The following is a 26,618-nucleotide window of genomic DNA, read 5'->3' on the forward strand; positions in this document are numbered from 1 at the left end:
TCTTCGCCGACAGCCCCCCGCAGAGCAGCCCCGAGCACCAGCCGCTGCCACGCAGCGGCTTTTGTATTTTCTGAAATAACGCAGTGGAGAGCCGCATGGTTCCCGTAATCGCCCTGGTGGGCCGACCGAACGTCGGCAAGTCCACCTTGTTCAACCGCCTGACCCGGACCCGCGACGCCATCGTCGGCGACCTGTCCGGTCTGACCCGTGATCGCCAGTACGGTGAGGCCAAGTGGCAAGGGCGCTCCTACATTCTGATCGACACCGGCGGCATCTCCGGTGACGAGTACGGCATGGACGAAAAGATGGCCGAGCAGTCGCTGCTGGCCATCGAAGAAGCGGATGTCGTCCTGTTCCTGGTGGACGCCAAGGCCGGCTTCACCGCCGCCGACCAGATGATCGCCGAGCACCTGCGCAAGCGTAACAAGCGTTCCTTCGTGGTCGCCAACAAGGTCGACAACATCGACCCGGAAATGGCCCGCGCCGAATTCGCCCCGATGGGCATGGGCGACGCCATCCCGATCGCCGGTGCCCACGGCCGCGGCATCACCCAGCTGCTGGAGATCGCCCTGGGCGACTTCCCCAAGGATGATGACGAGCCGCAGGAAGGCGAGGACGAAGAGGTCGCCGAAGGCGAGGAAGCCAAGCGCATTCCTGGCCCGAGCGAGAAGGACGGCATCAAGATCGCCATCATCGGTCGCCCGAACGTCGGCAAGTCGACCCTGGTCAACCGCATGCTCGGCGAAGAGCGCGTGATCGTCTACGACCAGCCCGGCACCACCCGCGACAGCATCTACATTCCCTTCGAGCGCAATGAAGAGAAGTACACGCTGATCGACACCGCCGGTGTGCGCAAGCGCGGCAAGATCCACGAGGAAGTCGAGAAGTTCTCCGTGGTGAAGACCCTGCAGGCGATCAAGGACGCCAACGTGGTGATCTTCGTGATGGACGCCCGCGAAGGCGTGGTCGACCACGACCTCAACCTGCTGGGCTTCGCCCTCGAGGCGGGCCGTGCGATGGTGATCGCGCTCAACAAGTGGGACGGCATGACCCCGGGCGAGCGTGACTACGTGAAGACCGAGCTGGAACGCCGGCTGTTCTTCGTCGACTTCGCCGACATCCACTTCATCTCGGCGCTGCACGGCACCGGCGTGGGCAACCTCTACGGTTCGGTGCAGAACTCGTTCAAGTCGGCGGTCACCCGCTGGCCGACCAGCCGCCTAACCCAGATCCTCGAAGACGCGGTCAGCGAGCACCAGCCGCCAATGGTCAACGGTCGCCGGATCAAGCTGCGCTATGCCCACCTGGGCGGTGCGAACCCGCCGCTGATCGTGATCCACGGCAACCAGATCGAGAAAGTGCCGAAGTCGTACGTGCGCTACCTGGAGAACACCTACCGCCGTGTGCTGAAGCTGGTCGGTACGCCGATCCGCATCGAGTTCAAGGGCGGCGAGAACCCGTACGAAGGCAACAAGAACACGCTGACCGACCGCCAGGTCAACAAGAAGCGTCGCTTGATGTCGCACCACAAGAAAGCCGAGAAGAAGCGCCGCGACAAGCGCTGATCCAAGGCTTGCGGCTCCCCTTGGGGAGTTCCGGGAAGGGCGCCGTTTGGCGCCCTTTTTCATGTGCGGCGGATGGGCTATCCTCGGGCACTCCCGCGCCGACGTCAGAGCCGGGTGCAGAGCAGGGAACCTTGATGATCACCAGCAAGCTGCCGAATGTCGGCATCACCATCTTCACGCAGATGTCTCAGCTCGCGGCGCAGACCGGAGCGATCAACCTGTCCCAGGGCTTTCCCGATTTCGACGGCCCGCAAGCGCTGCGCGATGCCGTCGGGCGGCACATCGCCAGCGGCCATAACCAGTATTCGCCGATGACCGGCCTGCCGGCGCTGCGCCAGCAGATCGCGGCGAAGATCGCCCGCAGCTACGGCGCCAGCGTGGATGCCGACAACGAAGTGACGGTCACCCCCGGCGCGACCCAGGCGATCTTCTGCGCCATCCAGGCGGTCATCCGCAGCGGCGATGAAGTCATCGTGTTCGACCCGGCTTACGACAGCTACGAGCCGGCGGTGGAGCTGGCCGGCGGCCGTTGCGTGCACGTGCAGCTCGCCCTGGACGATTTCGCCATCGATTTCGACCGGCTCAGCGCCGCCATCGGTCCGCGCACGCGGATGATCATCCTCAACACCCCGCACAACCCCAGCGGAGCCCTGATCAGCCGTGCCGAGCTCGACCGGTTGGCCGAACTGATCCGCGACCGCGACATCTACGTGATCAGCGACGAAGTCTACGAGCACCTGGTGTACGACGGCGTGGCCCACGTCAGCGTGCTGGCCCACGAAGAGCTGTATCAGCGTGCGTTCGTGGTCAGCTCCTTCGGCAAGACCTATCACGTCACCGGCTGGAAGACCGGCTACGTCGTGGCGCCGCCGGCCCTGAGCGCCGAGCTGCGCAAGGTGCACCAGTACGTCAGCTTCTGCGGGGTCACGCCTTTGCAGTACGCCTTGGCCGACTACATGGCCGCGCACCCTGAGCACGTCGAAGAACTGCCGGCGTTCTACCAGGCCAAGCGCGACCTGTTCTGCGATCTGCTGGCGCCTTCGCGGTTCCGGTTCACCCGGGTGGCCGGCACCTATTTCCAACTGGTCGACTACTCGCAGATCCGTCCCGACCTGAACGACGTCGAGATGGCGATGTGGATGACCCGCGAGCATGGCGTGGCCAGCATCCCGGTGTCGGTGTTCTGCCAGCATCCACCGCAAGGCCAGCGCCTGGTGCGCCTGTGCTTCGCCAAACGCGAGGAGACGCTGCGCGAAGCGGCGGCAAAACTATGCGTGATCTGAGTGCGTTGCCGAATCTTGATGTGGCGTTGATCCAGACCAGCCTGGCCTGGCACGACCGGCAGGCCAACCTGGAGCATTTCGAGGTGCTGCTGGAGCAGGCCCGTGGGGCTGACCTGGTGATCCTGCCGGAGATGTTCACCACCGGGTTCTCCATGGCGTCCGAGACGCTGGCCGAAGCCGAGAACGGTCCGACCAGCAAATGGCTGCGGGCCCAGGCGGCGAAGCTGGAGGCCGTGGTCACCGGCAGCGTGATCATCCAGGCCGCCGACGGCAGCCACCGCAACCGCTTGCTGTGGGCGCGGCCGGACGGCGAGGTGCTGCATTACGACAAGCGCCATCTGTTCCGCATGGCCGGCGAGCACAACCACTACACGCCGGGCGAGCGGCAGGTGCAGTTCGAGCTCAAGGGCTGGCGCGTGCGCCCGCTGATCTGCTACGACCTGCGTTTCCCGGTGTGGAGCCGCGACGCCCAGGACACCGACCTGCTGCTGTACACCGCCAACTGGCCGGGTGCCCGTCGGCAGCACTGGAACCGCCTGCTGCCGGCGCGGGCCATCGAGAACCTGTGCTACGTGGCGGCGGTCAACCGCATCGGCACCGACGGCAAGGGTTTCGCCTACACCGGTGACAGCCAGGTGCTGGACTTCCAGGGCGAAACCCTGCTGGCGGCGGGGGAGGCGGACGGCGTGTTCCGGGTCGTGCTGGAGGCGGCGCCGCTGTCCGCCTACCGTGAGCGCTTCCCGGCGAACCTGGATGCGGACACGTTCGAGTTCACGTGAGGTGGCCAACGTAAAACCATCCGGCAAAAAGAAAGGCCCCAGGGTTCACACCCTGGGGCCTTTTGCATGGCGGCGGCCGGTTATGCGGCTTTCGCTTCCGGCTGGCTCAGGGAGCGGTTCAGCGCGCTGAACAGGGCCTTGAAGCTGGCGGTGGTGATGTTTTCATCGATGCCCACGCCGTGCACCGCACGTTCGCCGTTCACCCGCAGCTCGATGTAGGCCGCTGCCTTGGCGTTGGTGCCCGCGCCGATGGCGTGTTCGTTGTAGTCCATGATCTCCACCGGAATCGGCAGGCCGGCCACCAGCGCTTCGAGCGCGCCGTTGCCCTTGCCGCGCCAGTGCAGGTTGGTCTCGCCCTGGCCCTTGCTCGCCACTTCCACTTCGACGGCGCTGTGGCCGTTCTCTTCCTGCAGGCGATGGCTGACCAGCGCGTACGGGGTGTTGGCCTGCAGGTACTCGGTGTGGAGCAGCGCGTGGATCTGCTGGGCGGTCATCTCCAGGCCCAGGCGGTCGGTCTCGCGCTGCACGACCTGGCTGAACTCGATCTGCATGCGGCGCGGCAGGCTGATGCCGTATTCCTGCTCCAGCAGGTAGGCGATGCCGCCCTTGCCCGACTGGCTGTTGACGCGGATCACCGCCTCGTAGCTGCGGCCGATGTCGGCCGGGTCGATCGGCAGGTACGGCACTTCCCACAGGGCGTCGGATTTCTGCTGGGCGAAGCCCTTGCGGATCGCGTCCTGGTGGGAGCCGGAGAACGCGGTGTGCACCAGGTCGCCGACGTACGGGTGACGCGGGTGCACCTGGATCTGGTTGCACTCCTCGACGACCTTGCGCACGCCGTCGATGTCGGAGAAGTCCAGCTCAGGGTCGACGCCCTGGGTGTACATGTTCAGGGCCACGGTGACGAGGTCGACGTTGCCGGTGCGCTCGCCGTTGCCGAACAGGCAGCCTTCGACGCGGTCGGCGCCGGCCATCAGGCCCAGCTCGGTGGCGGCCACGCCGGTGCCGCGGTCATTGTGGGTGTGCAGGCTGATGATCACGCTGTCACGGCGGTTGATGTGACGGCCGAACCACTCGATCTGGTCGGCGTACACGTTCGGGGTCGCGCATTCGACGGTGGCCGGCAGGTTGAGGATCATCTTGCGCTCAGGCGTCGGGTTCCAGACCTCGATCACCGCGTCGCAGACTTCCTTGGCGAACTCAAGCTCGGTGGCGCTGAAGGTTTCCGGCGAGTACTCGAACGTCCACTCGGTTTCCGGCTGCTGCGCGGCGTACTTGACGAACAGCTTGGCGGCGTTGACCGCGATGGCCTTGATGCCGTCCTTGTCCTGGTTGAACACGATGCGGCGGAACGACGGCGAGGTGGCGTTGTACAGGTGCACGATGGCTTTCTTCGCCCCGCGCAGGGACTCGAAGGTGCGCTCGATCAGGTCTTCGCGGCCCTGGGTGAGCACCTGGATGGTGGTGTCGTCCGGGATGTGGCCGTCTTCGATCAGGGTGCGCACGAAGTCGAAGTCGGTCTGCGAGGCGGCCGGGAACGAAGCCTCGATTTCCTTCACGCCCACTTGCACGAGGGTTTTCCAGAAGCGCAGCTTTTTCGCCGAGTCCATCGGTTCGATCAGCGACTGGTTGCCGTCACGCAGGTCGGAGCTGCACCAGATCGGCGCGGCGTCGATGGTCTTCGACGGCCAGGTGCGGTCCGGCAGGTTGATCACGGGAAACGCGCGGTATTTCGAAGACGGGTCTTTGAGCATGCTCATCGGGAAATTCCTTATTGTCTGGGCCGAAAAGAGGCGGCCTGCCGGTGGAACGAATGTTCGGAGAGAAGCAGAGACGAGGCGCAGCGATTCAGCCCGGCAGTCGTGCGCTGACGAGGCACAGGCTGCGGTGCTGGCGAAGCTGAATAAGGGTGTGAGAGGTTTTCATGTCCTCAACCCTAACCGCGAGGGGGGAGGATGGCAAGCAGTCGGAAAAATTTGAGAGGAATACTCGGAAAACGGGGATTCGCGAGATTTTATTGTGCTGGGTGGCGCTGAATTTCTGAATGATTGCGCACTGTTTTGGGTCGGCGCAATTGGCGGATACGGGCTTGTGGGGATGAAAAGCGCCGGTCTTTCCGGGGTGTTGCGCTGATGTTCAGGTCGCCATCGCCAGCAGGCCGGCACCCACAAGGGACTGTGCCATGGCACGGATTTCCCGTGGGAGCCAGCCTGCTGGCGATGAGGGCGGTCGCTGCGAGCGCCGGCTCAGGGCTGGAACGCGCCGATGAAGATCGCCGGATCCACTCGCGCATCGTTCAGGCTGACGTTCCAGTGCATGTGCGGCCCGGTCGCCCGGCCGGTGGCGCCGACCTTGCCCACGACGGCCCCGCGGGCCAGTTGCTGGCCGTTGGTCACGTCGATCTTCGACATGTGGCAGAACATGCTGATGAAGCCCTGGCCATGGTCGACGAACACCGTGTTGCCGTTAAAGAAGTAATTGCCGATCAGGATCACCTTGCCCGCCGCCGGGGTCTTGATCGGGGTGCCGGCCGGCACCGCGAAATCCAGGCCCGCATGGGGGTTGCGCTCTTCGCCGTTGAAGAAGCGGCGCACGCCGAACTTGCTCGACAGCGGACCGTTGACGGGTTTGTCCAGCAGCAGGTTGCTCGGCGTGTTCGGGCTGAAGCTGCGGTAGGCCTTGATCTGTTCGGCCAGTTCGCCCTCGATGCGTTTGAGGTTGGCCGGGTTCGGGTTGACCTGCTGGGTGTTCTTCAGGGTGATGTGCTGTTCCGGGTATTTCTTGCTGCCCACCGTGAAGTTCAGGCTGCGGCCGGCGCTGTTGACCTGCTGCACGCCCGGCTTGACCGTCAGCGGTACGCCGACGATGGCCAGCCAGTTGTTCTGTTCCTTGACCACCAGCACCGGTTTGCCCTGGTACGTGGCTTTGGGCGCCTGGGCGGCGCTGCCCAGGTCGATCACCGCCACGCCGCCCGGCACCGGTTTGTTCAAAAGCCTTGTGATGTAGCTGTCGGCGTGGGCGTTGAAGGTCAGGCACAGCAACAGCAGCGGAGCGAGGAAGCGCGGCATGGATCAGTCCAGTAAAGAAAGGGTGACAGGCGTCAGGTGATTGTCCTCGACGCGCACGTGCAGTTCGCCTTCGCCGAGCCGGGCCTTGAGGCGTTGGCCGTTCTGCGTCTGCGCGGCGCTGCGGATCGCGTTGCCGCGCTCGTCCAGCAGGATGCTGTAGCCCCGGCCGAGCGTGGCCAGCGGGCTGACCACGTGCAGGGTCTGCATCTGGCTATGCAACTGCTGGCGCCGGCTCTTCAGGCCTTCGCGCATGGCCCGGGGCAGGCGTTCGGCGAGGCTGTCCAGGCGCTGGCGCAGCAGGGCCAGCTGGCGTCCCGGGTGTTGTCCGGCGAGGCGAGTCTCCAGGCGCAGCAGGCGTTCGCGGCGGGTGTTCAAATGGCGCTCGAAGGCCCGGCGCAGGCGCATGTCCAGGTCGTCCAGGCGTTGGGCCTGCTGGCGCAGGCGTTCGCCGGGATGGCGCAGGCGGCGGGTCATGCCTTCCAGGCGCAAGCGGTCGCGCATCAGCCGGTCGCGCATGCGCATCACCAGGCGCCGGTGCAGGCTTTCGACCTGGCGGATCAGGTGCCCGGAATCCGGGGCGAGCAGTTCGGCGGCGGCGGAGGGCGTGGGCGCGCGCACGTCGGCCACGAAGTCGCTGATCGACACGTCGGTCTCATGGCCGACGGCGCTGACGATCGGCGTCACGCAGGCATCCACGGCGCGTGCCACGGCTTCTTCGTTGAAGCACCAGAGGTCTTCCAGCGAACCGCCGCCCCGGGCCAGGATCAACGCGTCGAAGCCCCGGGCGTCCGCCAGCTTCAGGGCGCGGACGATCTGCGCGGTGGCCTCGCGGCCCTGCACGGCGGTGGGAACCAGGGTCAGTTGCACTTGAGGCGCGCGGCGGCGGAACACGCTGATGATGTCGCGGATCACCGCGCCGGTCGGCGAACTGATGATGCCGATGCGCTGCGGGTGCGCCGGCAGCGGCACTTTGCGTTCGGCGCTGAACAGGCCTTCGGCGCTGAGCTTTTCCTTCAGCGCGTCGAAGGCCAGGCGCAGGGCGCCGTCGCCCGCCGGCTCCACGGTATCGAGGATCAGCTGATAGTCGCCGCGGCCCTCGAACAGCGAGACCTTGCCGCGCACCTTGACCGCCAGGCCGTCCTTCAGCGCCTGGCGCACCCGCGCCGCGTTCTGGCGGAACAGCGCGCAGCGCACCTGGGCGCCGCTGTCCTTGAGGGTGAAATACACGTGGCCGGACGCCGGACGGGCCAGGTTGGAGATTTCGCCTTCGACCCAGATGTTGCTGAACACGTCTTCGAGCAGCACGCGGGCGCGGCCGTTGAGCTGGGTGACGGTCAGGACTTCGCGGTCAAGGCCGAGCCTTGCAAAGGGATCTTTAATCATGGGGCGCAGTGTAAAGGCATTCGGTGGCGATTCTCCATGACCGCGCCCAATTCCCTTGTGGGGGCGATGGTCTCGCCCGGCTAGGCGCTGCGCTCTTTGACGCCATCGCCAGCAGACTGGCTCCCGCAGGATGCGGTGAAGGTCTCGATGAAGCGTCGGATCAGCGGCGGCGGATCCTGTCGGCAGGCCAGGGCGACGGTGCTTCGGCAGCCGGGGTCGGCTAAGGGCAGGAAGCGCACGCCCGGCGGGGCGATGGCCTGCATCGACTCCGGCAGCAGGGCGATGCCGAACCCGGCCTGGATCAGCTGCAGTTGCGTGGTCTTGCGCGACATCACCCGAGCCGCTTTCGGGAAAAAACCGTGGCGCATGCACAGGTCCGCACATAAATAGCTGAGCCCGCCGCGTTGCGGGTGCGGGATCGAAATGAACGGCTCGTCCTTCAATTGCGCCAGGTCGATGGCCGAACCACTCTTGACCAGCCGATGGGTGTCCGGCGCCGCCAGCAGCAGGCGTTCGGTGAACAGCGGCAGCACCTGGACGCCTTCGCGCTGGCGCAGCACCGGCAAACGCAGCAGGCCGACATCGAGGCGGCCCTCGGCGAGTTCCTCAAGCTGCGCTTCGGAGGAGAGCTTGCCGATGTCCAGCGATACGCCGGGCAGTTGCCCGAGGAACACGCCGATGTCGTTGAGCAGCCCACCGCTGAGCGCAACGGTGCTGGAATGGCTCAGGCGCACCGTGCCGCGCCGGCCGGTGCCGACCTCGGTGGCCAGGGCGCTGGCCTTGTCCAGTTCGGCGAGCAGGTTGCGGGCCCGGGGCAGGAAGGCTTCGCCCGCCGCCGTGAGCCGGGGCTGGCGGGCGGTGCGTTCGAACAGCGGGGTGTGCAGGCGCTGCTCCATGTCCTTTATTTGCCGGCTCAGCGCCGATTGGGCGATGAACAGGCGTTCGGCGGCGGCGCTGAAGCTACCGCAGTCGGCGATTTCCACGAAATAGCGCAGTTGACGGGTGGAGAGCACGAGGTATGCCTTTTCGAGATGGCTGGGTGGCTCAAGCGATATTAGTCGCAAGTCTCGCCGCTGGCTAAAGTCATCCCGGACTGACATGAGGAGGCGGACGGATGAGTGTGGCGGCGTTGTTGAGCGAATGGTCGTGGGGTGTGGGGGGCTGGGCCGCCATCGGCGCGGGGGTGGCGCTGGCGTATGTGGTCTTCGGCATCGCCGGTTTCGGCACGGCGCTGGTGGCGGGGCCGATCCTGATTCTGTTCATGCCGCTGTCCAAGATCGTGCCGTTGCTGGTGCTGCTCGACTTCGTCGCCGCGTTCGGCAATCTGTTGCCGTCGCGGCGGGAGGTGGCGAAACCGGAACTGCTGCGACTGTTGCCGTGCATGGCGGTGGGGTGCACGCTGGGGGTGATTTTCCTGCTCAACCTCAAGTCCGACCTGCTGTTGCTGATGATGGGGCTGTTCATCAGCGCGTATGCGGTCTACAGCCTGTGGATCAAGGCCCGGCCGACGCGGCTGGCCGCCGGCTGGGCGCTGCCGATGGGCACGGTGGGCGGGCTTTTCGGCGCGCTGTTCGGCAGCGGCGGGTTTCTGTATGCGATCTACCTCAACAGCCGGTTGCCCAAGGACGCCGCGCGGGCCACGCAGAGTGCGCTGATCAGTTGCAGCACGGTGGTGCGCTTGAGCCTGTTCGCCGTCGCCGGGGTGTATGCCGAGCTACCCTTGCTGATGCTCGCGCTGTGCCTGATGCCGGCCATGGCGTTGGGCTTGTGGTCCGGGCGGCGGCTGACCGCGCGCCTGTCCCGCGAGGCGTTCGTGCGGCTGGTGACCTGGCTGGTGCTGGCCAGCGGGGTTGCGCTGATCGGGCGTTACCTGGGCACTTGACCGCAGCGCGTCAGGGATTAAGCTGCCGGCCGCACTTCCTTGTGGGAGCGAGCCTGCTCGCGATAGCGCCCATTCAGTCGACACATCGCTGACTGGTGCGACGCCATCGCGAGCAGGCTCGCTCCTATAGGATGATCAACCGTATCCGCAGCAGGCTGGGCCCATGAACTCGCAAAGCATCCTCGTCCCGAAAATCTCCACCTTGCCGGTGCACGAGCCCCGCGCCCGGGCCATCTTGCGCTGGCTGGTGCGCAAGAACATCGTCGAGGAACAGTTGAGCACCTGCGCACGCACCGGCAACCGCATGGGCCATGCGATCGCCGAAGGCGCCCGCGAGGTGGTGCTGCATCCGGAGGCGCTGCCGTTCGGCGAGCCGGTCAACGGCCTGGAGATCATCGTCAAGCGCTGCATCTATACGCCGGCCAAGGGCTTCCTCGAAGAGGCCGGCTGCGCCGAGTGCCGCCAGGAGGTGGGCGAAGCGCTGTTCGAAAGCCTGGAAGACTGGATGCCCAACCGCACCGACAACTTCACCTGCCCCGAGTGCGGGCACGAAGACGACATCAACGGCTTTCTGTTCCTGCAGCCCTGCGCGTTCTCCAACCTGGGTTTCATCTTCAACAACTGGCTGGAGGCGGGGTTCAAGCAGAGCTTCATCGACGAATTCGCCGACTGGCTGGATCAGCCGGTGAGCTGGGTCAAGGTGGAGCTCTAGGCCCCGGGCTTTCCGTACATCAGCAACATTGATGTCAGGCGAGTTTTGCATTGAGCCCGGCGGGGTGTCTGAGTATAATGGCGCGCTTCCATTTTCCCGCCCGGGAGCCCCCGCGATGCTGCGTATCAGCCAAGAAGCTCTGACCTTCGACGACATTCTCCTAGTGCCCGGTTATTCCGAGGTGCTTCCCAACGAAGTCAGCCTGAAGACCCGCCTTACCCGTGGCATCGAGCTGAACATTCCTCTGGTTTCCGCCGCCATGGACACCGTCACTGAAGCCCGTCTGGCCATCGCCATGGCTCAGGAAGGCGGCATTGGCATCATCCACAAGAACATGACCATCGAGCAGCAGGCCGCCGAAGTGCGCAAGGTCAAGAAGTTCGAGGCCGGCGTGGTCAAGGATCCGATCACCATCGAGGCCGACGCCACCGTGCGTGACCTGTTCGAACTGACCCGCCAGCACAACATCTCCGGCGTGCCGGTGCTGCACGACGGCGACCTGGTCGGCATCGTCACCTCCCGCGACGTGCGCTTCGAGAACCGTCTGGACGTCAGCGTGCGCGAAGTGATGACGCCCAAAGAGCGTCTGGTCACCGTCCGCGAAGGCGCCGACAAGAACGAAGTCCGCGAGCTGCTGCACAAGCACCGCCTGGAAAAAGTCCTGATCGTCGACGACAAGTTCGCCCTCAAGGGCATGATGACCGTCAAGGACATCGAGAAGGCCAAGGCCTACCCGCTGGCCAGCAAGGACGACCAGGGTCGCCTGCGCGTCGGCGCGGCGGTCGGCACCGGCAAGGACACCGGCGAGCGTGTCGCCGCCCTGGTCAACGCCGGCGTTGACGTGGTGGTGGTCGACACCGCCCACGGTCATTCCAAAGGCGTGATCGACCGCGTTCGCTGGGTCAAGGAAAACTTCCCTGAAGTGCAGGTGATCGGCGGCAACATCGCCACCGGCGCCGCCGCCAAGGCCCTGGCCGAAGCCGGCGCCGACGCGGTCAAGGTCGGCATCGGCCCTGGCTCGATCTGCACCACCCGCATCGTCGCCGGTGTCGGCGTTCCGCAGATCAGCGCCATCGCCAACGTGGCCGCCGCCCTTGAAGGCACCGGCGTTCCGTTGATCGCCGACGGCGGCATCCGTTTCTCCGGCGACCTGTCCAAGGCCATCGTGGCCGGCGCGTCCTGCGTGATGATGGGCTCGATGTTCGCCGGCACCGAAGAGGCGCCGGGCGAGATCGAACTGTTCCAGGGCCGTTCCTACAAGGCTTACCGCGGCATGGGTTCGCTGGGCGCGATGGCCCAGGCCCAGGGTTCCTCCGACCGCTACTTCCAGGACTCCTCTGCCGGCGCCGAGAAACTGGTTCCGGAAGGCATCGAAGGCCGCGTGCCGTACAAGGGCACCCTGACCGCGATCATCCACCAGTTGATGGGCGGCCTGCGCTCCTCGATGGGCTACACCGGCAGCGCCAACATCGAAGAGATGCGCACCAAGCCTGAGTTCGTGCGGATCACCGGCGCCGGCATGGCCGAATCCCATGTCCACGACGTGCAGATCACCAAGGAAGCGCCAAACTACCGCGTAGGTTGAGCCTTCAAAATCGCTAAGCAACCGGGGCTGTTCATTCAGCCCCGAGTTGTTTCTGAATCACGACTGTTACTGATTGACTTAAGACGAGACTGAATCATGGCCCTCGATATTCACGCTCACCGCATCCTGATCCTCGACTTCGGTTCCCAGTACACCCAACTGATCGCCCGCCGCGTGCGCGAGATCGGCGTGTACTGCGAACTGCACCCGTTCGACATGGACGAAGATGCGATCCGCGAATTCGCCCCGAAGGGTGTCATCCTCGCCGGCGGCCCCGAGTCCGTGCACGTCGCCGACAGCCCACGCTGCCCGCAGGCCGTCTTCGACCTGGGCGTGCCGGTCTTCGGCATCTGCTACGGCATGCAGACCATGGCCGAGCAACTGGGCGGCAAGGTCGAAGGCTCCGAACTGCGTGAGTTCGGCTACGCCCGTGTCGACGTGGTCGGCAAGAGCCGCCTGCTCGACGGCATCGAAGACCACATTGACGCCGACGGCCTGTTCGGCCTCGACGTGTGGATGAGCCACGGCGACAAGGTCACCAAGATGCCGGAAGACTTCCACATCCTGGCCAGCACCCCGAGCTGCCCGATCGCCGGCATGTTCAACGACGAGCGCGCCTACTACGGCGTGCAGTTCCACCCGGAAGTGACCCACACCAAGCAGGGCGGCCGCATCCTGTCGCGCTTCGTCCTCGACATCTGCGGTTGCGAAGCCCTGTGGACGCCGTCGAAGATCGCCGAAGACGCCATCGCCAACATCCGTGCCCAGGTCGGCACCGACAACGTGCTGCTGGGCCTGTCCGGCGGCGTCGATTCCTCGGTAGTCGCCGCGCTGCTGCACAAGGCCATCGGCGACCAGCTGACCTGCGTGTTCGTCGACAACGGCCTGCTGCGCCTGCACGAAGGCGACCAGGTGATGGCCATGTTCGCCGAGAACATGGGCGTCAAGGTGATCCGCGCCAACGCCGAAGACCAGTTCCTGAACAACCTGGCCGGCGAAGCCGACCCTGAGAAGAAGCGCAAGATCATCGGCCGCACCTTCATCGACGTGTTCGATGCCGAGTCCTGCAAGCTGAACAACATCAAGTACCTCGCCCAGGGCACCATCTACCCGGACGTGATCGAGTCGGCCGGCGCCAAGAGCGGCAAGGCCCACGTGATCAAGTCGCACCACAACGTGGGCGGCCTGCCGGAAGAGATGAACCTGAAGCTGGTCGAGCCGCTGCGCGAACTGTTCAAGGACGAAGTCCGCCGTCTGGGCCTGGAGCTGGGCCTGCCGTACGACATGGTCTACCGTCACCCGTTCCCGGGCCCGGGCCTGGGCGTGCGCATCCTCGGCGAAGTGAAGAAGGAATACGCGGACCTGCTGCGCCGCGCCGACCACATCTTCATCGAGGAACTGCGCAAGGCCGACTGGTATCACAAGGTCAGCCAGGCGTTCGTGGTGTTCCAGCCGGTGAAATCGGTGGGCGTGGTCGGCGACGGCCGCCGTTACGCGTGGGTCGTGGCCCTGCGTGCCGTCGAGACCATCGACTTCATGACCGCCCGTTGGGCGCACCTGCCGTACGAGCTGCTGGAAACCGTTTCCGGCCGCATCATCAACGAGATCGAAGGCATCTCCCGCGTCACCTACGACGTGTCGAGCAAGCCGCCAGCCACCATCGAGTGGGAATGATCACGAACGGGCCCGTCAACCCAGGCCCGTTGCTGTGACATCCGAAAGCCCCCGGTCGCAAGACCGGGGGCTTTTTTTCGGCTGGCGGGAAGGTTCAGTGCGGCAAGCGGCCCTCAAGGAGCATGCCCATCTCGCTGAGGCTCCAGGACAATTCTTCGAGGCTGGCGAACGCTACCTGATCGATGCCCACCCACACCGGGCGATGGATCCGCAAGGTGCCGTCAGCGAGACGTTCGACCGGCGTGTGAACGATCTTTCCTTCCCGGTTGCGGTGGATCAATGTCACGCCGTCTTCGGTTTTCTGGAAGGTGTACTGGCCGCGCCGCATCAGCATCCGTTCGATGTCCGCCGGCGTTCTTTCGACGGAAGGCTGCGGCGACTTCAAACTCAGATCGGCATAGAGCGTGTCGAATGCCCCCTGTTGTGGCCTGTCTTGATGCACATAGCCTCTGCCGATGCGGATGCCGCGGTCGATCTCGATCGTTGCCGGCGCATCGAGCGGCACTTCTTCGATGCGCAAGCCGATGCCGCCCTGCAGTTCGCTGATGCCGACCACGCCACGGAAGGTGTTGGTGTTTTCCTGGCCGGTGAGGACAACCCACTTGCCCGCTTCGTTGAGCTTTTGGTCGGCCTGCATGACGGTATGCGTAAGGTAGTTCTTGATGCCTTGTTCCTGCAGCTGCGTAAACGGTGCCTCGGGAAAGCGGTAGCTGGCCAGGCAGTCCGTCGCCTGAACCCGGATGCCGTTGAGGCGCGCGACCTTGACCGTTTCCAACGGCGTATGCACGCCCGATGGATCATTTTGCAGCTGCCGCAGAACGGTTTCGAGATCCGGGGACATCTCGCCTGTGCGGAAAAACGCATTCAGGTCGCCTTGGCTGAAGTCGTTGAGCAGGCGGTGGAAGTACAGGGTCCTGACCCCCTTGCGCGACAGGGTCGGCATGTTTTCGATGAGAAAACGCAGGCTGGCGATCCGGTCCTGACCTTCGCCGATGACCAGGCCGGGCACTGCGTCGAATACGTGTTCGATCAGGCTTGAGGCCGAAGTCGTGGGGATTGCGTCGACTGCGGGACGGGCGGGCAACTCACGGTAAAGGTCTCGGCGTCCAAAGAATTGATCGGTATCCCGTGCCAGCTTGCGCCGCAGGTCCGTGACGTATTCGTCATAGGAGGTGATTCCTTTAATGCTGCCATCGGGCAACCTGCTGACTTTGATGTGCGTCTCCGGCTTGCCCAGCGCCACATTCCTGAGGCCGTAACGGATGGGCGATTCGTAGCCGGTGGCAGGAGCGCGCAACGGTGCAGGCGCAGGTGCAGGTGCAGGTGCAGGTGCAGGTGCAGGTGCAGGCGCAGGCGCAGGCGCGGCCTCAGTCCTGATCCGAGACATGCCCTTGAGGTTGTTGCCACCGCCCTTCAGGCCACCCGTTGGAGCCAGTTCCCATTCGCCTTGGGCGTTCAGGCGCACCGGCAGGGTGCCGGAAAACGCGTTCGGGCGTTCAGGGTTGATGATGGCCCAGGTGCCGGGGCCGTTGACGTCGGGTTCGAAGCGCACGTAGTAGGCGGTGCCGTCGAGGCTGATGGCCGTCGCAGGGTCGCCGTCGAGCCGATAGATGCCCTGGAACTTGCCGGGCCCGGTGTCAGGCCTTCGAGCTTCAAGCAGATCATTGGCTTGCCAGCGTGCGAGTTTGTCCTGGATCTGGGCCAGGCCGGGCTCGACCGGCAGCGCAGCGGGTTCGGCCGGCAACGGCCACCCCATGGGCCGAAGGCCTCGCTCCATCAGGGCCTGCTTGAGCTCATCGCAATGGTCGGCCGTGATGAAGTCGTACTCGGGCCGCATCGGCACCTGCAGACTGATCCTGCCGCCGGGTGTCGTACGCACGACGCTGTCCGCCATGTGGCCCGCTTCGTTGCGGTAGACCACCAGAATGCTGTTGCGGTAGCGCTGGAAGGTGAACATGCCGGGCTCGGGCAACAGGGCGCGCAGATTCTGCGGTGTGCGGTAGGCCCACGGGGTCGGCATCTGCACGCGCCAGGTGCCCTGGATCTGGGCCTGCACGGCATCCATGTCGCCTCCGTCCAGCGGTTCCTCGACGGGTGAGCCGGGGTAGTCGGCGTACTCGACGACCACCCCGGGGTCGGTGCCGATGGGCGCCTCAAGGCCTGGCGGCACGTCGTCGAAACGCAGGCTCAGGGCGTCTGCCTGTTCGCTGATGCCCTGGTGGCCCCTGAAGGTGGTCATGTGTTCCCGATCCACCAACGCCACCCACCTGGCCGGGCCTTTGACGGCTTCGTTGAAGCGGATGACCTGGCCGGCGAAGAAGCTCCTGGCCATCGGCAGACCCGGTTCCGAGCCGAACGCGGAGCGGTTGATGTGGTAGGTGGTGGACAGGTCGAGCGCCTGCACCCGGATCTTTGCGGCATTGGCGGCCTTCACCACCTCTGTCAGCGTGAAGCGGCCATCGGGGTCGTTGCCGGCCATGAAGTCGAGCTTGCGCAGGTATTCTTCCAGTTCGGCAGGCATCTGGCCGGTGCGGGCGAATGTATCCAGCGCCGTCTGGTTGACGTTGGCCAGCAGTTGCTGGGTGTAAAGCGTCTTCACGCCGCGCCGGGCGAGGGCCGGCATGTTCTCGATCAGGAACTGCTTGCTGCCGATGCCGCCTTGCGTTTCGCCGATGACCAACCCCGGCTTCCGGGCGAAGGCAGCGTCGAGCAGGTCGCCGGGTGAGTCGAAGGCCGCCGCCGTGGCGACGGGCAGGCGCGGCGTGACAGGATTGGCCGCATACCAGGTGCGGGCGTCGCTGATCAGGTTGTCGCGTGCGGTTTCCTGGCTCAGTTCGAAGCGGCTCAAGGTGCGCGTCCGGCCGAAGGCATCGGTGACCGGCCTGACATCGTCCGCGCCGCCCAGGGCCCAGGCGCGCATGTCCGGGGCGTCGATTTCGGTGACCAGGGTGCCGGGCAGTTGTGCCCATTGCTGCGCGGCGGAGGTGCTGGCGTGCGGCAGATCCATGCCGCCCTTGAGCCCGAGCTGCGGAAGGGTTTCCCATTGGCCGGCGGCGTTCAAGCGTACGGGAATCGAACGGACGAAGGCATTCGGCCGGGCGGGGTCGATGATGGCCCAGTGGCCGGTGCCGCTCGCCGAGGTTTCGTAGCGCACGTAGTAGTTGCCGTCGCCGAGGCGGATGGCCCGTGACGGGTCGGACGGCAGGCTGTGGATGCCCTGGTACTTGCCCGGTTCGCGGCTCAGCGTCGTGTCGTCGAGGGTAAGGCCGATTCGGTAGGATGCCGGGATGCCAGACACAGGCCGCGGGGGCTCGACGGCTTGAGCATCCGCCGGAGGGGGCGGTGGCTTGGGTGTGCGTGCCGGCTGCGTCGCTTCCTGCAGTTCTGCCATTTCCCTGGCCTCGGCCGCTTCGATGTCGGGGCCGACTTCTTCCAGTGAGCCAGGGCCGGCGAGGGCGGCCAGGTTCAGCAGCAGGTCGATGCCGCCGAGCACGGCCCCCAGGATGCCGGCCTTGCGCTCCTCGGACGTTTTGCCGTTGACCGCCTGATCGATGTTCAGCCCCATGTCGGCGATGCTCGCCCCGATCAACGGCAATGCGACCGGCCAGCCGACGATGGCCATGGGGGCGAAGACCCTCAGGCCGGCGCTGAGGTAACCGATCCAGAGTTTCTTGCGCAGGTCGGCGTTGGCGGTCAGCGTGAGTTCGGCTTCGATGAACAAGGCGTCGCGGGTCGATGTCTGCAGCCAGGTGAAGGTGTCGCCTTCGATGGCTTTGTCGTTCTGGTTGATCAGGTGGTGGTCGTACCGGCTCCAAGTGCTGACCAGGCGGTTCATCAGGTCACTGATGTGGTCAGCGATCTCCTGTCGGTCGGCCAAGGGAAAATGCGTCATGAAGATCTGGCGGTCCTGCGGCTGGTTCATCCGCAGCAGCATCCAGAAATGCATGTCGGTGGCGGTTTCCAGCACGGTGAAGGCGCTGGCTTCGCCGGGCACATAAACGATCTGGCGACCCTTGGGCGCGACGAAACGCAGGATGTCGGTGGCGGTGAAGCCGGCGACGTCCAGCGTCCGGACCGTACCCGTTGTGGGGTGCGTCGATTGCAGCCACTGCAGCGTGACCGGCCAACTGATCGGGCCGAGCGCGGCCTGGGTGACGAAGCGGAAGTCTTCGTCGCTCAACAGACGCTTGTCCCGGGCCTGCACGGCCTTGAGCAGGAAGTTGCACTTGGCCAGGGTGCGGTAATCGCTGCCCGAGCGGTGCCAGAAAGTGCTCAGCCGATCCTTGTACCGAGTGCTGAAATCGATGCTCCAGAAGTCCTTCAATACTTCGTTGCCGTGGAGGCGGACTTCGTTGGTTTCGTTGAACGTGCCGGCGGTGGGGCCTGCGCTGTAGAAGCCCGCGTACACGTCGAGCAGGTCGGCGTTGTCCTGGTCGGCGACGCGGAAGCGCTGGATCACCAGTTGGGTGAGGGTCAGCGTCGAGGTCGGTTTGGCGTTGACGTGTTCCCAGCCGGTGAAGGTGCGGCCGTTGCTCTGGGCCGCATCGAAGCGGTGGAAGTACACCCGGTCGGGATCGAGGCCGGTGACGCCGTGCTTTTTCAGCAGGTCGCCGGCCACCTCGCGGGCGGTGTCCTGAAGGCTGGGGCAGTCGCCGATGACGCGGCGGGCGATGGCCTTGAGCGCGGCCTTGTCGGCGGCGTTGGGAAGCGGGCGGTGGTTGTCTGGGATCATGCTCTCTCACTCCTTGAGATACGGGCAGGGAGCATGACCCGTCCGGGCGGCGCAGGTGCGGTACATAGTTATCGCATTGCCGCTGCGGCGGCACGTCGCCCTTACTGTTTGCCAGTTGCGGGTGTATCGTATTCGCCTTTTGCGGGCCCGGTGCCTGCCGTCGATCCGTGAGGTAGCCCAGTTCATGTCCTTTACCCGTCGCCAAATCCTCGGTGGCCTGGCCGGTCTTGTTGTCGTTGGCGTCGGTGCGGGAGGGACGGCGCGCTACTGGCTGGGCAAGCGGGCGCAAGCCGATGCGGGGCACGACTATGAGCTGATCGCAGCGCCCCTGGACGTCGAACTGGTGGCCGGGCACAAGACCCAGGCCTGGGCCTTCGGCCCGTCGGCGCCGGGCACCGAACTGCGCGTGCGTCAGGGCGAGTGGCTGCGGGTGCGCTTCATCAACCGGCTGCCGGTGGCGACCACCATCCACTGGCACGGCATCCGCCTGCCGCTGGAAATGGACGGTGTGCCGTACGTCTCGCAATTGCCGGTGCTGCCGGGCGAATACTTCGACTACAAATTCCGTGTGCCGGATGCCGGCAGCTATTGGTATCACCCCCACGTCAGCAGCAGCGAAGAGCTCGGCCGCGGGCTGGTGGGGCCGCTGATCGTCGAGGAGCGCGAGCCGACCGGCTTCCGCTACGAAAAGACCCTGAGCCTGAAGAACTGGCACGTGGACGACGAGGGCAACTTCGTCGACTTCAGCATCCCCCGCGAAGCGGCCCGGGGCGGCACGGCGGGGCGCCTGTCGACCATCAACGGCGTGCCGTCGCCGGTGATAGAACTGCCCGCCGGCCAGATCACGCGGGTGCGCCTGCTCAACCTCGACAACACCCTGACCTACCGCATCAACATCCCCGGCGTCGAAGCGCAGATCTACGCGCTGGACGGCAATCCGGTGGAGCCGCGGCCGCTGGGCAAGGAATACTGGCTCGGCCCCGGCATGCGCATCTGCCTGGCGATCAAGGCCCCGGCGGCAGGCCAGGAGCTGTCGCTGCGCAACGGCCCGGTGCGGCTGGGCACCCTGCGTTCGGTGGCCAACGACGATGCGCCGACCGAGTGGCCGCCAGCGCTGCCCGTCAACCCGGTGGCCGAGCCGGACCTGGCCAAGGCCGAGAAACTCAACTTCAATTTCGAATGGGTCGGTTCCGTGTCGGTGAACGTCGACAACGGCAAGCCGCCGAGCCTGTGGCAGATCAACGGCAAGGCCTGGGACATCACCGACAAGACCTGCGCCGACCGGCCGATCGCCAGCCTGAAGCTGGGCCAGAGCTACATTTTCGAACTCAAGAACATGACCCAGTACCAGCACCCCATCCACCTGCACGGCATGAGCTTCAAGGTGATCGCCTCGAACCGGCGCAAGATCGTTCCGTACTTCACCGACACCTACCTGCTGGGCAAGAACGAGCGGGCGCAAGTGGCGCTGGTGGCGGATAACCCGGGGGTGTGGATGTTCCACTGCCATGTGATCGACCACATGGAAACCGGCCTGATGGCCGCCATCGAGGTGAAGTGATGCGCCAGATCCGCCCCGCGGCGATCATCGACCGCAGCCGCGACCGCGACTTCATGCGCGAAGCGCTGGCCCTGGCCGCGCAGGGCGCCGCCCTCGGCGAAGTGCCGGTGGGGGCGGTGCTGGTGCAGGACGGCGAGATCGTCGGCCGCGGCTTCAATTGCCCGATCAGCACCAGCGACCCCAGCGCCCATGCGGAAATGGTCGCCATCCGCGCCGCCGCCGAGGCGGCCGGCAACTACCGCCTGCCGGGCAGCACGCTCTATGTGACGCTGGAGCCGTGCAGCATGTGCGCCGGGCTGATCGTGCACTCGCGCATCGCGCGGGTGGTGTACGGCGCCCTGGAGCCCAAGGCCGGGATCGTGCAGAGCCAGGGGCAGTTCTTCACCCAGGGCTTTCTCAACCATCGGGTGCTGCATGAGGGCGGGGTGCTGGCGGAGGAGTGCGGGGCGGTGCTGACCGAATTCTTCAGGGCCCGGCGCGCCAAGTCTTCGGACTGAACGCCTGCTTCGTGTCTGCTTCCGTTCGGCGGCGTCCTGGCGGACGCCATCGCCAGCAGGCTGGCTCCCACAGGGTTTTGCGGTGAACACAGTGGCTGCATTCGGCCGAGTCCCCTTGTGGGAGCCAGCCTGCTGGCGATGGCGCCGGTGAGGGCGCCGCAGGGCCGGTCGATCTACTTGCGGGCGACGATCACCGCCCGCATCGGCGCCGGCAGCCCTTCGATCGTCTTGCTGTGGTCGTGCGGGTCGAGGAAGTCGCTCAGCGACTGGTACTTCATCCACTCGGTGCTGCGCTGTTCCGCCACGGTGGTGAAGCTCACGTCCACGCAACGCACGTCGCTGAAGCCGGCGCGGCGCAGCCACAGCTCCAGCGCCGGCACCGACGGCAGGAACCACACGTTGCGCATCTGCGCGTAGCGGTCTTCCGGCACCAGCACCTGGTGCCGGTCGCCTTCGACCACCAAGGTCTCCAGCACCAGTTCGCCGCCCTTGACCAGGCAATCCTTGAGCGCGAGCAGATGCTCGATCGGCGAGCGGCGGTGGTAGAACACGCCCATGGAAAACACCGTGTCGAAGCCTTCGAGGTTCGCCGGCAGGTCTTCGAACGGGAACGGCAGGTGCCAGGCGTTCGGCTGCGACAGGTAACGCTGCACCGCCTGGAACTGGCAGAAGAACAGCCAGTTCGGATCGACCCCGATCACGCTGTCGGCCCCGGCGCCGAGCATGCGCCACATGTAGTAGCCGTTGCCGCAGCCGACATCGAGGATGCGCTTGCCCGCAAGGTTCAGGTGCGGAGCGACCCGCGACCATTTCCAGTCCGAGCGCCACTCGGTGTCCACGTGCACGCCGAACAGGTCGAACGGCCCCTTGCGCCAGGGCGACAGGCCCATCAGCGCCGTGCGCATCTGCGCGCGGGTGGCGTCGTCGCAGTCGCTGTCCAGCGTCAGGCCGTCGAGCAGGTCGACTTCGCTCGGCTGGACCTGGGGCAGGGCGTCCAGCGCGCTTTGCCAGCGCTCCAGGTCGCCGTGGCCCTTTTCCATCTTCTTGTCGAGCTGCGCTTGCAGGGTATTGGCCCAGTCGGCCAGCGGCGTGCCGGCCAGACGGCGGGCGAGGGGAGACAGATCGATCATGGCAGGGCAATCAACGAGGCGAAGTTAAGGCATTGGAACCACGGCACGACTTTCGAGAATCCGGCGGCCAGCAGGCGTTCGCGGTGTTCTTCGAGGCTGTCGGGCTTCATGACGTTTTCGATGGCGCTGCGCTTCTGGGCGATCTCCAGTTCGCTGTAGCCGTTGGCGCGCTTGAACGCCACATGCAGGTCGGTGAGCAGCGCGTGTTCGTCGGCGTCGTTGAAGCGCAGCTTCTCGGACAGGATCAGCGCGCCGCCGGGCAGCAAGGCCTGGCGGATGCGGCCGAGCAGGGCCAGGCGCTGCTCTGGTGCGATGAACTGCAGGGTGAAGTTGAGCGCCACCACCGAGGCCGGCTTGAAGTCGAGCGCCAGGATGTCGGCTTCGATCACCTCGACCGGCAACAACTCCTGGAACATCGAATCCTGGCCGTTGAGGTACTCGCGGCAGCGTTCGACCATCGCCGCCGAATTGTCCACGGCGATCACCCGGCAACCGTCGGTGCGCACATGGCGGCGCAGGGCCTGGGTCACGGCGCCGAGGGAGGCGCCCAGGTCATAGAGCACGCTGTGGGGCTGGGCGAACTGCGCGGCGAGCACGCCGAGGTTCTCGACGATGGTCGGGTAACCCGGCACCGAACGCTTGATCATGTCCGGGAACACCCGCACCACGTCCTCGTTGAAGGCGAAGTCAGGCACCTGGGCCATGGGCTGGGCGAAAATGCGGTCGGGTTCTTTGCTCACGGCGGTTCCGGCGGTTCGGTGGAAAAGGCCGGCATTTTAGCCAAATTGCTGCGGGGATGCGCGGGTTGGCTGATAAACGCCCGAACGGCGCTGCCAGCCTCGTGTCAGGCACATCGCTTTCGCGAGCGGGCTCGCTCCCCAGGGTGTTGCACCGTCCATGAGGGAGCCAGCCTGCGGGCGATGCGGTCAGCGCGGTTTTTGCGAGAACGCCGAGGCCGCGATGCCCCACTGGCCCAGCCAGTAGCTGAGGATGATGAGGTAGGGGGCGGCGTGGAACGGCGCGACGAAGCGGTTGATGCCGATCACGCTGTCGGAGAACACGAACGCCACGGCCCCGCCGGCGGCCAGCAGCGCCGAACGTTGCGGCACGCCGCTGCCCAGGCGGGCCAAGGCGCGCCAGAGCATGGCGCTGATGGCCGTGCCGTAGATGATCACCGGCACCAGCAACGGCCCCAGGCCGCTTGCGACCAGAATGCCCAGCAGCACCGCGCCCAAGGCCAGGGCGAGGACCAGCGGCAGCACGGCCAGGCGCCGGCAGTCGCTGAGGTAGGCTTTGAGGTAGGCCAGGTGTGCGATCAGGAACGCTCCGAGGCCGAACACGAACAGGTCGCCCGGCCAGGCCAGCAGCACGTCGCCCACCAGCGAGAAGATCAGGCCCAGGCTGATCCAGCGCCGGTAGTCGCCGGGCGGCGCGTCGTGCAGCCAGCCGAGCAGCGCCAGCACCGGCAGCGGCTTGACCAACAGGCAGAGCAGCGCCGCGTGGGTGCTCAGGCCGTAGAGGAAGGTCGCCGCGCCCATCAGCGCCAGGATCAGCCAGCCCATGTCAGTTGACCGAAATGGCGCAGTCGAAGGTTTCCACCGGCAGCACTTCCGGTGCCCACGGCTGCTGCGAGGTCAGGCGCAGGCGCCCGGTGCCGGTGGCGAAGGCCTGGAAGCGCCAGGTGGACAGGCCCGCCGCGCCGACCACGCCGGCGTCCTCGGGGTTGCTGTAGACCTCGGGGCTCAGGGCGCGCAGCACTCCGCCGGCGGAATCCTGGATGGCCCAGCGGTAGCCGGTGGTGGGGTTGCTGGGCAGGGTCACGATCAGGTTTTGCCCGTTGGCCAGCCGCACCGGGCATTCGCTTTGTTTCTCCACGGTCACGTTGGTTTTCGGTTGCGTGGCGCAGGCGGCCAGCAGGGCGAGACTCAGGGGGACGAACAGGCGAATGGGGGACATGGGGTGAGGGGCTCCGGCGTTCTCGACGAACGGCGAGCATAACTGAAGATGAGACAAAGTGTGACAACCTGGCGGGGCGAGGCTGTCAATTCCGGCCCCTTCGCGGGCAAGCCGAATCGTCGCACTGATCCAGGGTGCACACAGCGCCCCTGTAGGAGCCTGCCTGCTGGCGATGGCGCCGTGGAAGGCGCTGCCGGGGGCAAGGTACAACCTCCCCCCGCATGGTTCTGCGGCCATGCGCAGCCTTGGCTGACGTCATCGCCAGCAGGCTGGCTCCCACAGGATCTGCGGTCACGCAAAACCTGTGGGAGCTGGCTTGCCAGCGATAGCGGTAGTGCAGGCACTACATGATTATCAGAACAGCACTTTCGCCACATCCGCGAACCGCTTGGCGAAGTGCACGGTGATGCCTTCCTTGAGGTAGTCCGGCAGTTCCTCGAAGTTGCCCCGGTTGGCCTCCGGCAGGATCAGTTCGAAGAGCTTCTGCCGACGCGCCGCGATGACCTTTTCCCGCACCCCGCCGATCGGCAGCACGTGCCCGGTCAGGGTCAGTTCGCCGGTCATGGCCACGCCTTTCTTCGGCGGCTGGTTGCGTGCCAAAGAAAGCAGGGCGCTGGCCATGGTCACGCCGGCGCTCGGGCCGTCCTTGGGCGTCGCGCCTTCCGGCACGTGCAGGTGGACGAACGCCTCGTCGAAGAACTTCGGATCGCCGCCGAAGGATTTCAGGTGCGAGCTGACGTAGCTGTAGGCGATCTCGGCCGATTCCTTCATCACGTCGCCCAGTTGCCCGGTGAGCTTGAAGCCCCGGTTGAGGGTGTGGATGCGCGTCGCTTCGATCGGCAGGGTCGCGCCGCCCATGCTGGTCCAGGCCAGCCCCGTGATGACGCCGGTGCCGGACAGCACCTGCTCGTTGCGAAACACCGGATGGCCCAGCGAGGCTTCGAGGTCCTTGGGGCCCAGCTTGATGACGGCCTTCGGCTCGTCGATCAGTTTCATCACGGCCTTGCGCACCAGTTTGCCCATCTGCTTTTCCAGCTGGCGCACGCCGGCCTCGCGGGCGTAGCCGTCGATCAGGGCCTTGAGGGCCGCGTCGCTGATGCTCAGGCTGCCCTTGGACACGCCGGCCTTCTCCAGCAGCTTGGGCCACAGGTGGCGCTTGGCGATGGCGACCTTCTCTTCGGTGATGTAGCCCGACAGGCGAATCACTTCCATGCGGTCCAGCAGTGGTCCTGGGATCGAGTCCAGGGTGTTGGCGGTGCAGACGAACAGAACCTTGGACAGGTCCATCCGCAGGTCGAGGTAGTGGTCGAGGAATTCGACGTTCTGCTCAGGGTCGAGGGTCTCCAGCAGCGCCGAGGCCGGGTCGCCCTGGTAGCTCTGGCCCATCTTGTCGATCTCGTCGAGCATGATCACCGGGTTCATCACTTCGACGTCTTTCAGGGCCTGCACGAGCTTGCCCGGCTGCGCGCCGATGTAGGTGCGCCGGTGGCCCTTGATCTCGGCCTCGTCGCGCATGCCGCCTAGGCTGAAGCGGTAGAACGGCCGGCCCAGGGATTCGGCGATGGATTTGCCGACGCTGGTCTTGCCCACGCCCGGCGGCCCCACCAGCAGCACGATGGAACCGCTGATCTCGCCTTTGTAGGCGCCGACCGCGAGGAATTCGAGGATCCGGTCCTTGATGTCGTCGAGCCCGGCGTGGTGCTTGTCCAGCACCTTGCGCGCGTGCTTGAGGTCGAGCTTGTCCTCGCCGTACACGCCCCACGGCACCGAAGTGGTCCAGTCGAGGTAATTGCGGGTGACCGCGTATTCCGGCGAACCGGTCTCCAGGATCGACAGCTTGTTCATTTCCTCTTCGAGGCGCTTCTGCACCTGCGCCGGCAGCACCTTGCCTTCCAGGCGCTGCTCGAACTGTTCGAGGTCGGCGCTGCGGTCGTCCTTGGTCAGGCCCAGCTCCTGCTGGATGACCTTGAGCTGTTCCTTGAGGAAGAACTCGCGCTGGTGCTCGCCGATCTTGCGGTTCACCTCGGCGGAGATCTCTTTCTGCAGGCGCGCGACCTCGACTTCCTTGCGCAGCATCGGCAGGACTTTTTCCATGCGCTTGAGCATCGGCACGCAGTCGAGCACTTCCTGCAGTTCGGGGCCTGTGGCCGAGGTCAGGGCGGCGGCGAAGTCGGTCAGCGGCGAGGGGTCGTTGGGGCTGAAGCGGTTGAGGTAGTTCTTCAGCTCTTCGCTGTACAGCGGGTTGAGCGGCAGCAGTTCCTTGATCGCGTTGATCAGCGCCATGCCGTAGGCCTTGACCTCGTCGGTCGGCTCGGTGGGCTGGTGCGGGTATTCGACCTCTACCAGGTAGGGCGGGCGGTGGTGCTTGAGCCAGGTCTTGATGCGTACGCGGCTCAGGCCCTGGGCGACGAACTGCAGCTTGCCGTTCTCGCGGCTGGCGTGGTGCACCTTGACCAGGGTGCCGTATTCGGGGAGCGCCTTGGTGTTGAAGTGGCGCGGGTCTTCCTGGGGCGTGTCCATGAAGAACAGGGCAAGGGAGTGGTGCCCGGACTGGCTGACCAGGTCCAGGGTCTCGGCCCACGGCTCTTCGTTGACGATGACCGGCAGCACCTGCGCGGGGAAGAACGGACGGTTGTGGATCGGGATGACGTAGACCTTGTCCGGCAGGTTCTGGCCGGGCAGGGCCAGGCCCTTGCCGGTGGAGCGGTGTTCGATGTGTTCGGCTTCGGTGTAGTCGTCGGGGTTGTCCGGGAATTCTTGCTGGTCGCTCATGGGGCACCTGCGCAATGGGGTATGGGGCTTAGATGGGGC

Annotated in this window: 19 protein-coding genes; 9 read left to right on the forward strand and 10 right to left on the reverse strand. The window is 65.7% G+C overall.

Going from position 1 to position 26,618, the window contains the following annotated elements; genetic code table 11:
* Nucleotides 1-95 precede the first annotated feature (95 nt).
* From der to CAG33_RS26080, 3 genes are all read left to right on the forward strand, one after another.
* Nucleotides 96-1,565 (forward strand): ribosome biogenesis GTPase Der, encoded by a 1,470-nt coding sequence (gene der / locus CAG33_RS26070; protein WP_085641074.1) that lies wholly within the window; start codon nt 96-98, stop codon nt 1,563-1,565.
* Between the two features lie 134 nt (nt 1,566-1,699).
* Nucleotides 1,700-2,848 (forward strand): pyridoxal phosphate-dependent aminotransferase, encoded by a 1,149-nt coding sequence (locus tag CAG33_RS26075; protein WP_085641076.1) that lies wholly within the window; start codon nt 1,700-1,702, stop codon nt 2,846-2,848.
* A complete protein-coding gene (locus CAG33_RS26080; protein ID WP_085586669.1) occupies nt 2,836-3,627 on the forward strand; it encodes an amidohydrolase in 792 nt (263 codons plus the stop codon). The genes CAG33_RS26075 and CAG33_RS26080 overlap by 13 nt, the downstream gene beginning before the upstream one ends.
* A gap of 80 nt (nt 3,628-3,707) precedes the next feature.
* Here the strand turns inward: CAG33_RS26080 and leuA are convergent, their stop codons facing one another.
* The 4 genes from leuA to CAG33_RS26105 form a co-directional block, all read right to left on the reverse strand.
* Nucleotides 3,708-5,387, reverse strand: coding sequence for a 2-isopropylmalate synthase (leuA, locus tag CAG33_RS26085; RefSeq protein ID WP_085586652.1), 1,680 nt, complete (start codon nt 5,385-5,387; stop codon nt 3,708-3,710).
* A 486-nt stretch (nt 5,388-5,873) separates the two neighbouring features.
* Entirely contained in the window at nt 5,874-6,695 is an 822-nt protein-coding gene (locus tag CAG33_RS26095) for a peptidoglycan DD-metalloendopeptidase family protein (protein WP_085586653.1), read from the reverse strand.
* Between the two features lie 3 nt (nt 6,696-6,698).
* Complete coding sequence (xseA, locus tag CAG33_RS26100; RefSeq protein ID WP_085586654.1) at nt 6,699-8,078, reverse strand: exodeoxyribonuclease VII large subunit; 1,380 nt, start codon at nt 8,076-8,078, stop codon at nt 6,699-6,701.
* 80 nt (nt 8,079-8,158) lie between these two features.
* A complete protein-coding gene (locus CAG33_RS26105) occupies nt 8,159-9,091 on the reverse strand; it encodes a LysR family transcriptional regulator (RefSeq protein WP_085586655.1) in 933 nt (310 codons plus the stop codon).
* Between the two features lie 101 nt (nt 9,092-9,192).
* Here CAG33_RS26105 and CAG33_RS26110 point away from each other — a divergent pair, with 101 nt between their 5' ends.
* The 4 genes from CAG33_RS26110 (at nt 9,193) to guaA (ending at nt 13,931) form a co-directional block, all read left to right on the forward strand.
* On the forward strand, nt 9,193-9,960 hold the full coding sequence (locus CAG33_RS26110; protein ID WP_085586656.1) for a sulfite exporter TauE/SafE family protein: 768 nt from the start codon (nt 9,193-9,195) through the stop codon (nt 9,958-9,960).
* A gap of 163 nt (nt 9,961-10,123) precedes the next feature.
* Nucleotides 10,124-10,672, forward strand: a complete 549-nt coding sequence (locus CAG33_RS26115; RefSeq protein WP_085586657.1) for a sugar ABC transporter ATPase — start codon at nt 10,124-10,126, stop codon at nt 10,670-10,672.
* Nucleotides 10,673-10,787: 115 nt separating this feature from the next.
* Nucleotides 10,788-12,257 (forward strand): IMP dehydrogenase, encoded by a 1,470-nt coding sequence (gene guaB / locus CAG33_RS26120; RefSeq protein WP_085586658.1) that lies wholly within the window; start codon nt 10,788-10,790, stop codon nt 12,255-12,257.
* A gap of 96 nt (nt 12,258-12,353) precedes the next feature.
* The gene (guaA, locus tag CAG33_RS26125; protein ID WP_085586659.1) at nt 12,354-13,931 is read left to right on the forward strand and encodes a glutamine-hydrolyzing GMP synthase; all 1,578 of its coding nucleotides are present in this window, start codon (nt 12,354-12,356) and stop codon (nt 13,929-13,931) included.
* 94 nt (nt 13,932-14,025) lie between these two features.
* Here guaA and CAG33_RS26130 read toward each other — a convergent pair whose 3' ends face one another.
* Nucleotides 14,026-18,663, reverse strand: a complete 4,638-nt coding sequence (locus tag CAG33_RS26130) for a membrane-targeted effector domain-containing toxin (protein WP_176247786.1) — start codon at nt 18,661-18,663, stop codon at nt 14,026-14,028.
* A 184-nt stretch (nt 18,664-18,847) separates the two neighbouring features.
* Here CAG33_RS26130 and CAG33_RS26135 point away from each other — a divergent pair, with 184 nt between their 5' ends.
* Both CAG33_RS26135 and tadA read left to right on the forward strand, forming a co-directional pair.
* A complete protein-coding gene (locus CAG33_RS26135; protein ID WP_085634021.1) occupies nt 18,848-20,224 on the forward strand; it encodes a multicopper oxidase family protein in 1,377 nt (458 codons plus the stop codon).
* Nucleotides 20,224-20,721: a tRNA adenosine(34) deaminase TadA gene (gene tadA / locus CAG33_RS26140; RefSeq protein ID WP_085586662.1), complete on the forward strand. Its 498-nt coding sequence runs from the start codon at nt 20,224-20,226 to the stop codon at nt 20,719-20,721. The genes CAG33_RS26135 and tadA overlap by 1 nt, the downstream gene beginning before the upstream one ends.
* Before the next feature lie 173 nt (nt 20,722-20,894).
* On the opposite strand, the gene cmoB is transcribed toward tadA, so the two are convergent.
* The 5 genes from cmoB to lon form a co-directional block, all read right to left on the reverse strand.
* A complete protein-coding gene (gene cmoB / locus CAG33_RS26145) occupies nt 20,895-21,851 on the reverse strand; it encodes a tRNA 5-methoxyuridine(34)/uridine 5-oxyacetic acid(34) synthase CmoB (protein ID WP_085634022.1) in 957 nt (318 codons plus the stop codon).
* Nucleotides 21,848-22,555 carry a carboxy-S-adenosyl-L-methionine synthase CmoA gene (gene cmoA, locus CAG33_RS26150; protein WP_225927287.1) on the reverse strand — a complete coding sequence of 236 codons (708 nt, stop codon included), beginning with the start codon at nt 22,553-22,555 and terminating at the stop codon, nt 21,848-21,850. The genes cmoB and cmoA overlap by 4 nt, the downstream gene beginning before the upstream one ends.
* A 222-nt stretch (nt 22,556-22,777) precedes the next feature.
* Nucleotides 22,778-23,413 carry a lysoplasmalogenase gene (locus tag CAG33_RS26155; RefSeq protein ID WP_085586665.1) on the reverse strand — a complete coding sequence of 212 codons (636 nt, stop codon included), beginning with the start codon at nt 23,411-23,413 and terminating at the stop codon, nt 22,778-22,780.
* 1 nt (nt 23,414) lies between these two features.
* On the reverse strand, nt 23,415-23,807 hold the full coding sequence (locus CAG33_RS26160; protein ID WP_085586666.1) for a protease inhibitor I42 family protein: 393 nt from the start codon (nt 23,805-23,807) through the stop codon (nt 23,415-23,417).
* 354 nt (nt 23,808-24,161) lie between these two features.
* Nucleotides 24,162-26,579 carry an endopeptidase La gene (gene lon / locus CAG33_RS26165; RefSeq protein WP_085634025.1) on the reverse strand — a complete coding sequence of 806 codons (2,418 nt, stop codon included), beginning with the start codon at nt 26,577-26,579 and terminating at the stop codon, nt 24,162-24,164.
* Nucleotides 26,580-26,618: the final 39 nt, after the last annotated feature.

It is taken from the genome of Pseudomonas sp. B3(2017) (assembly GCF_002113595.1).
Classification (GTDB): Bacteria; Pseudomonadota; Gammaproteobacteria; order Pseudomonadales; family Pseudomonadaceae; genus Aquipseudomonas; species Aquipseudomonas ekonensis.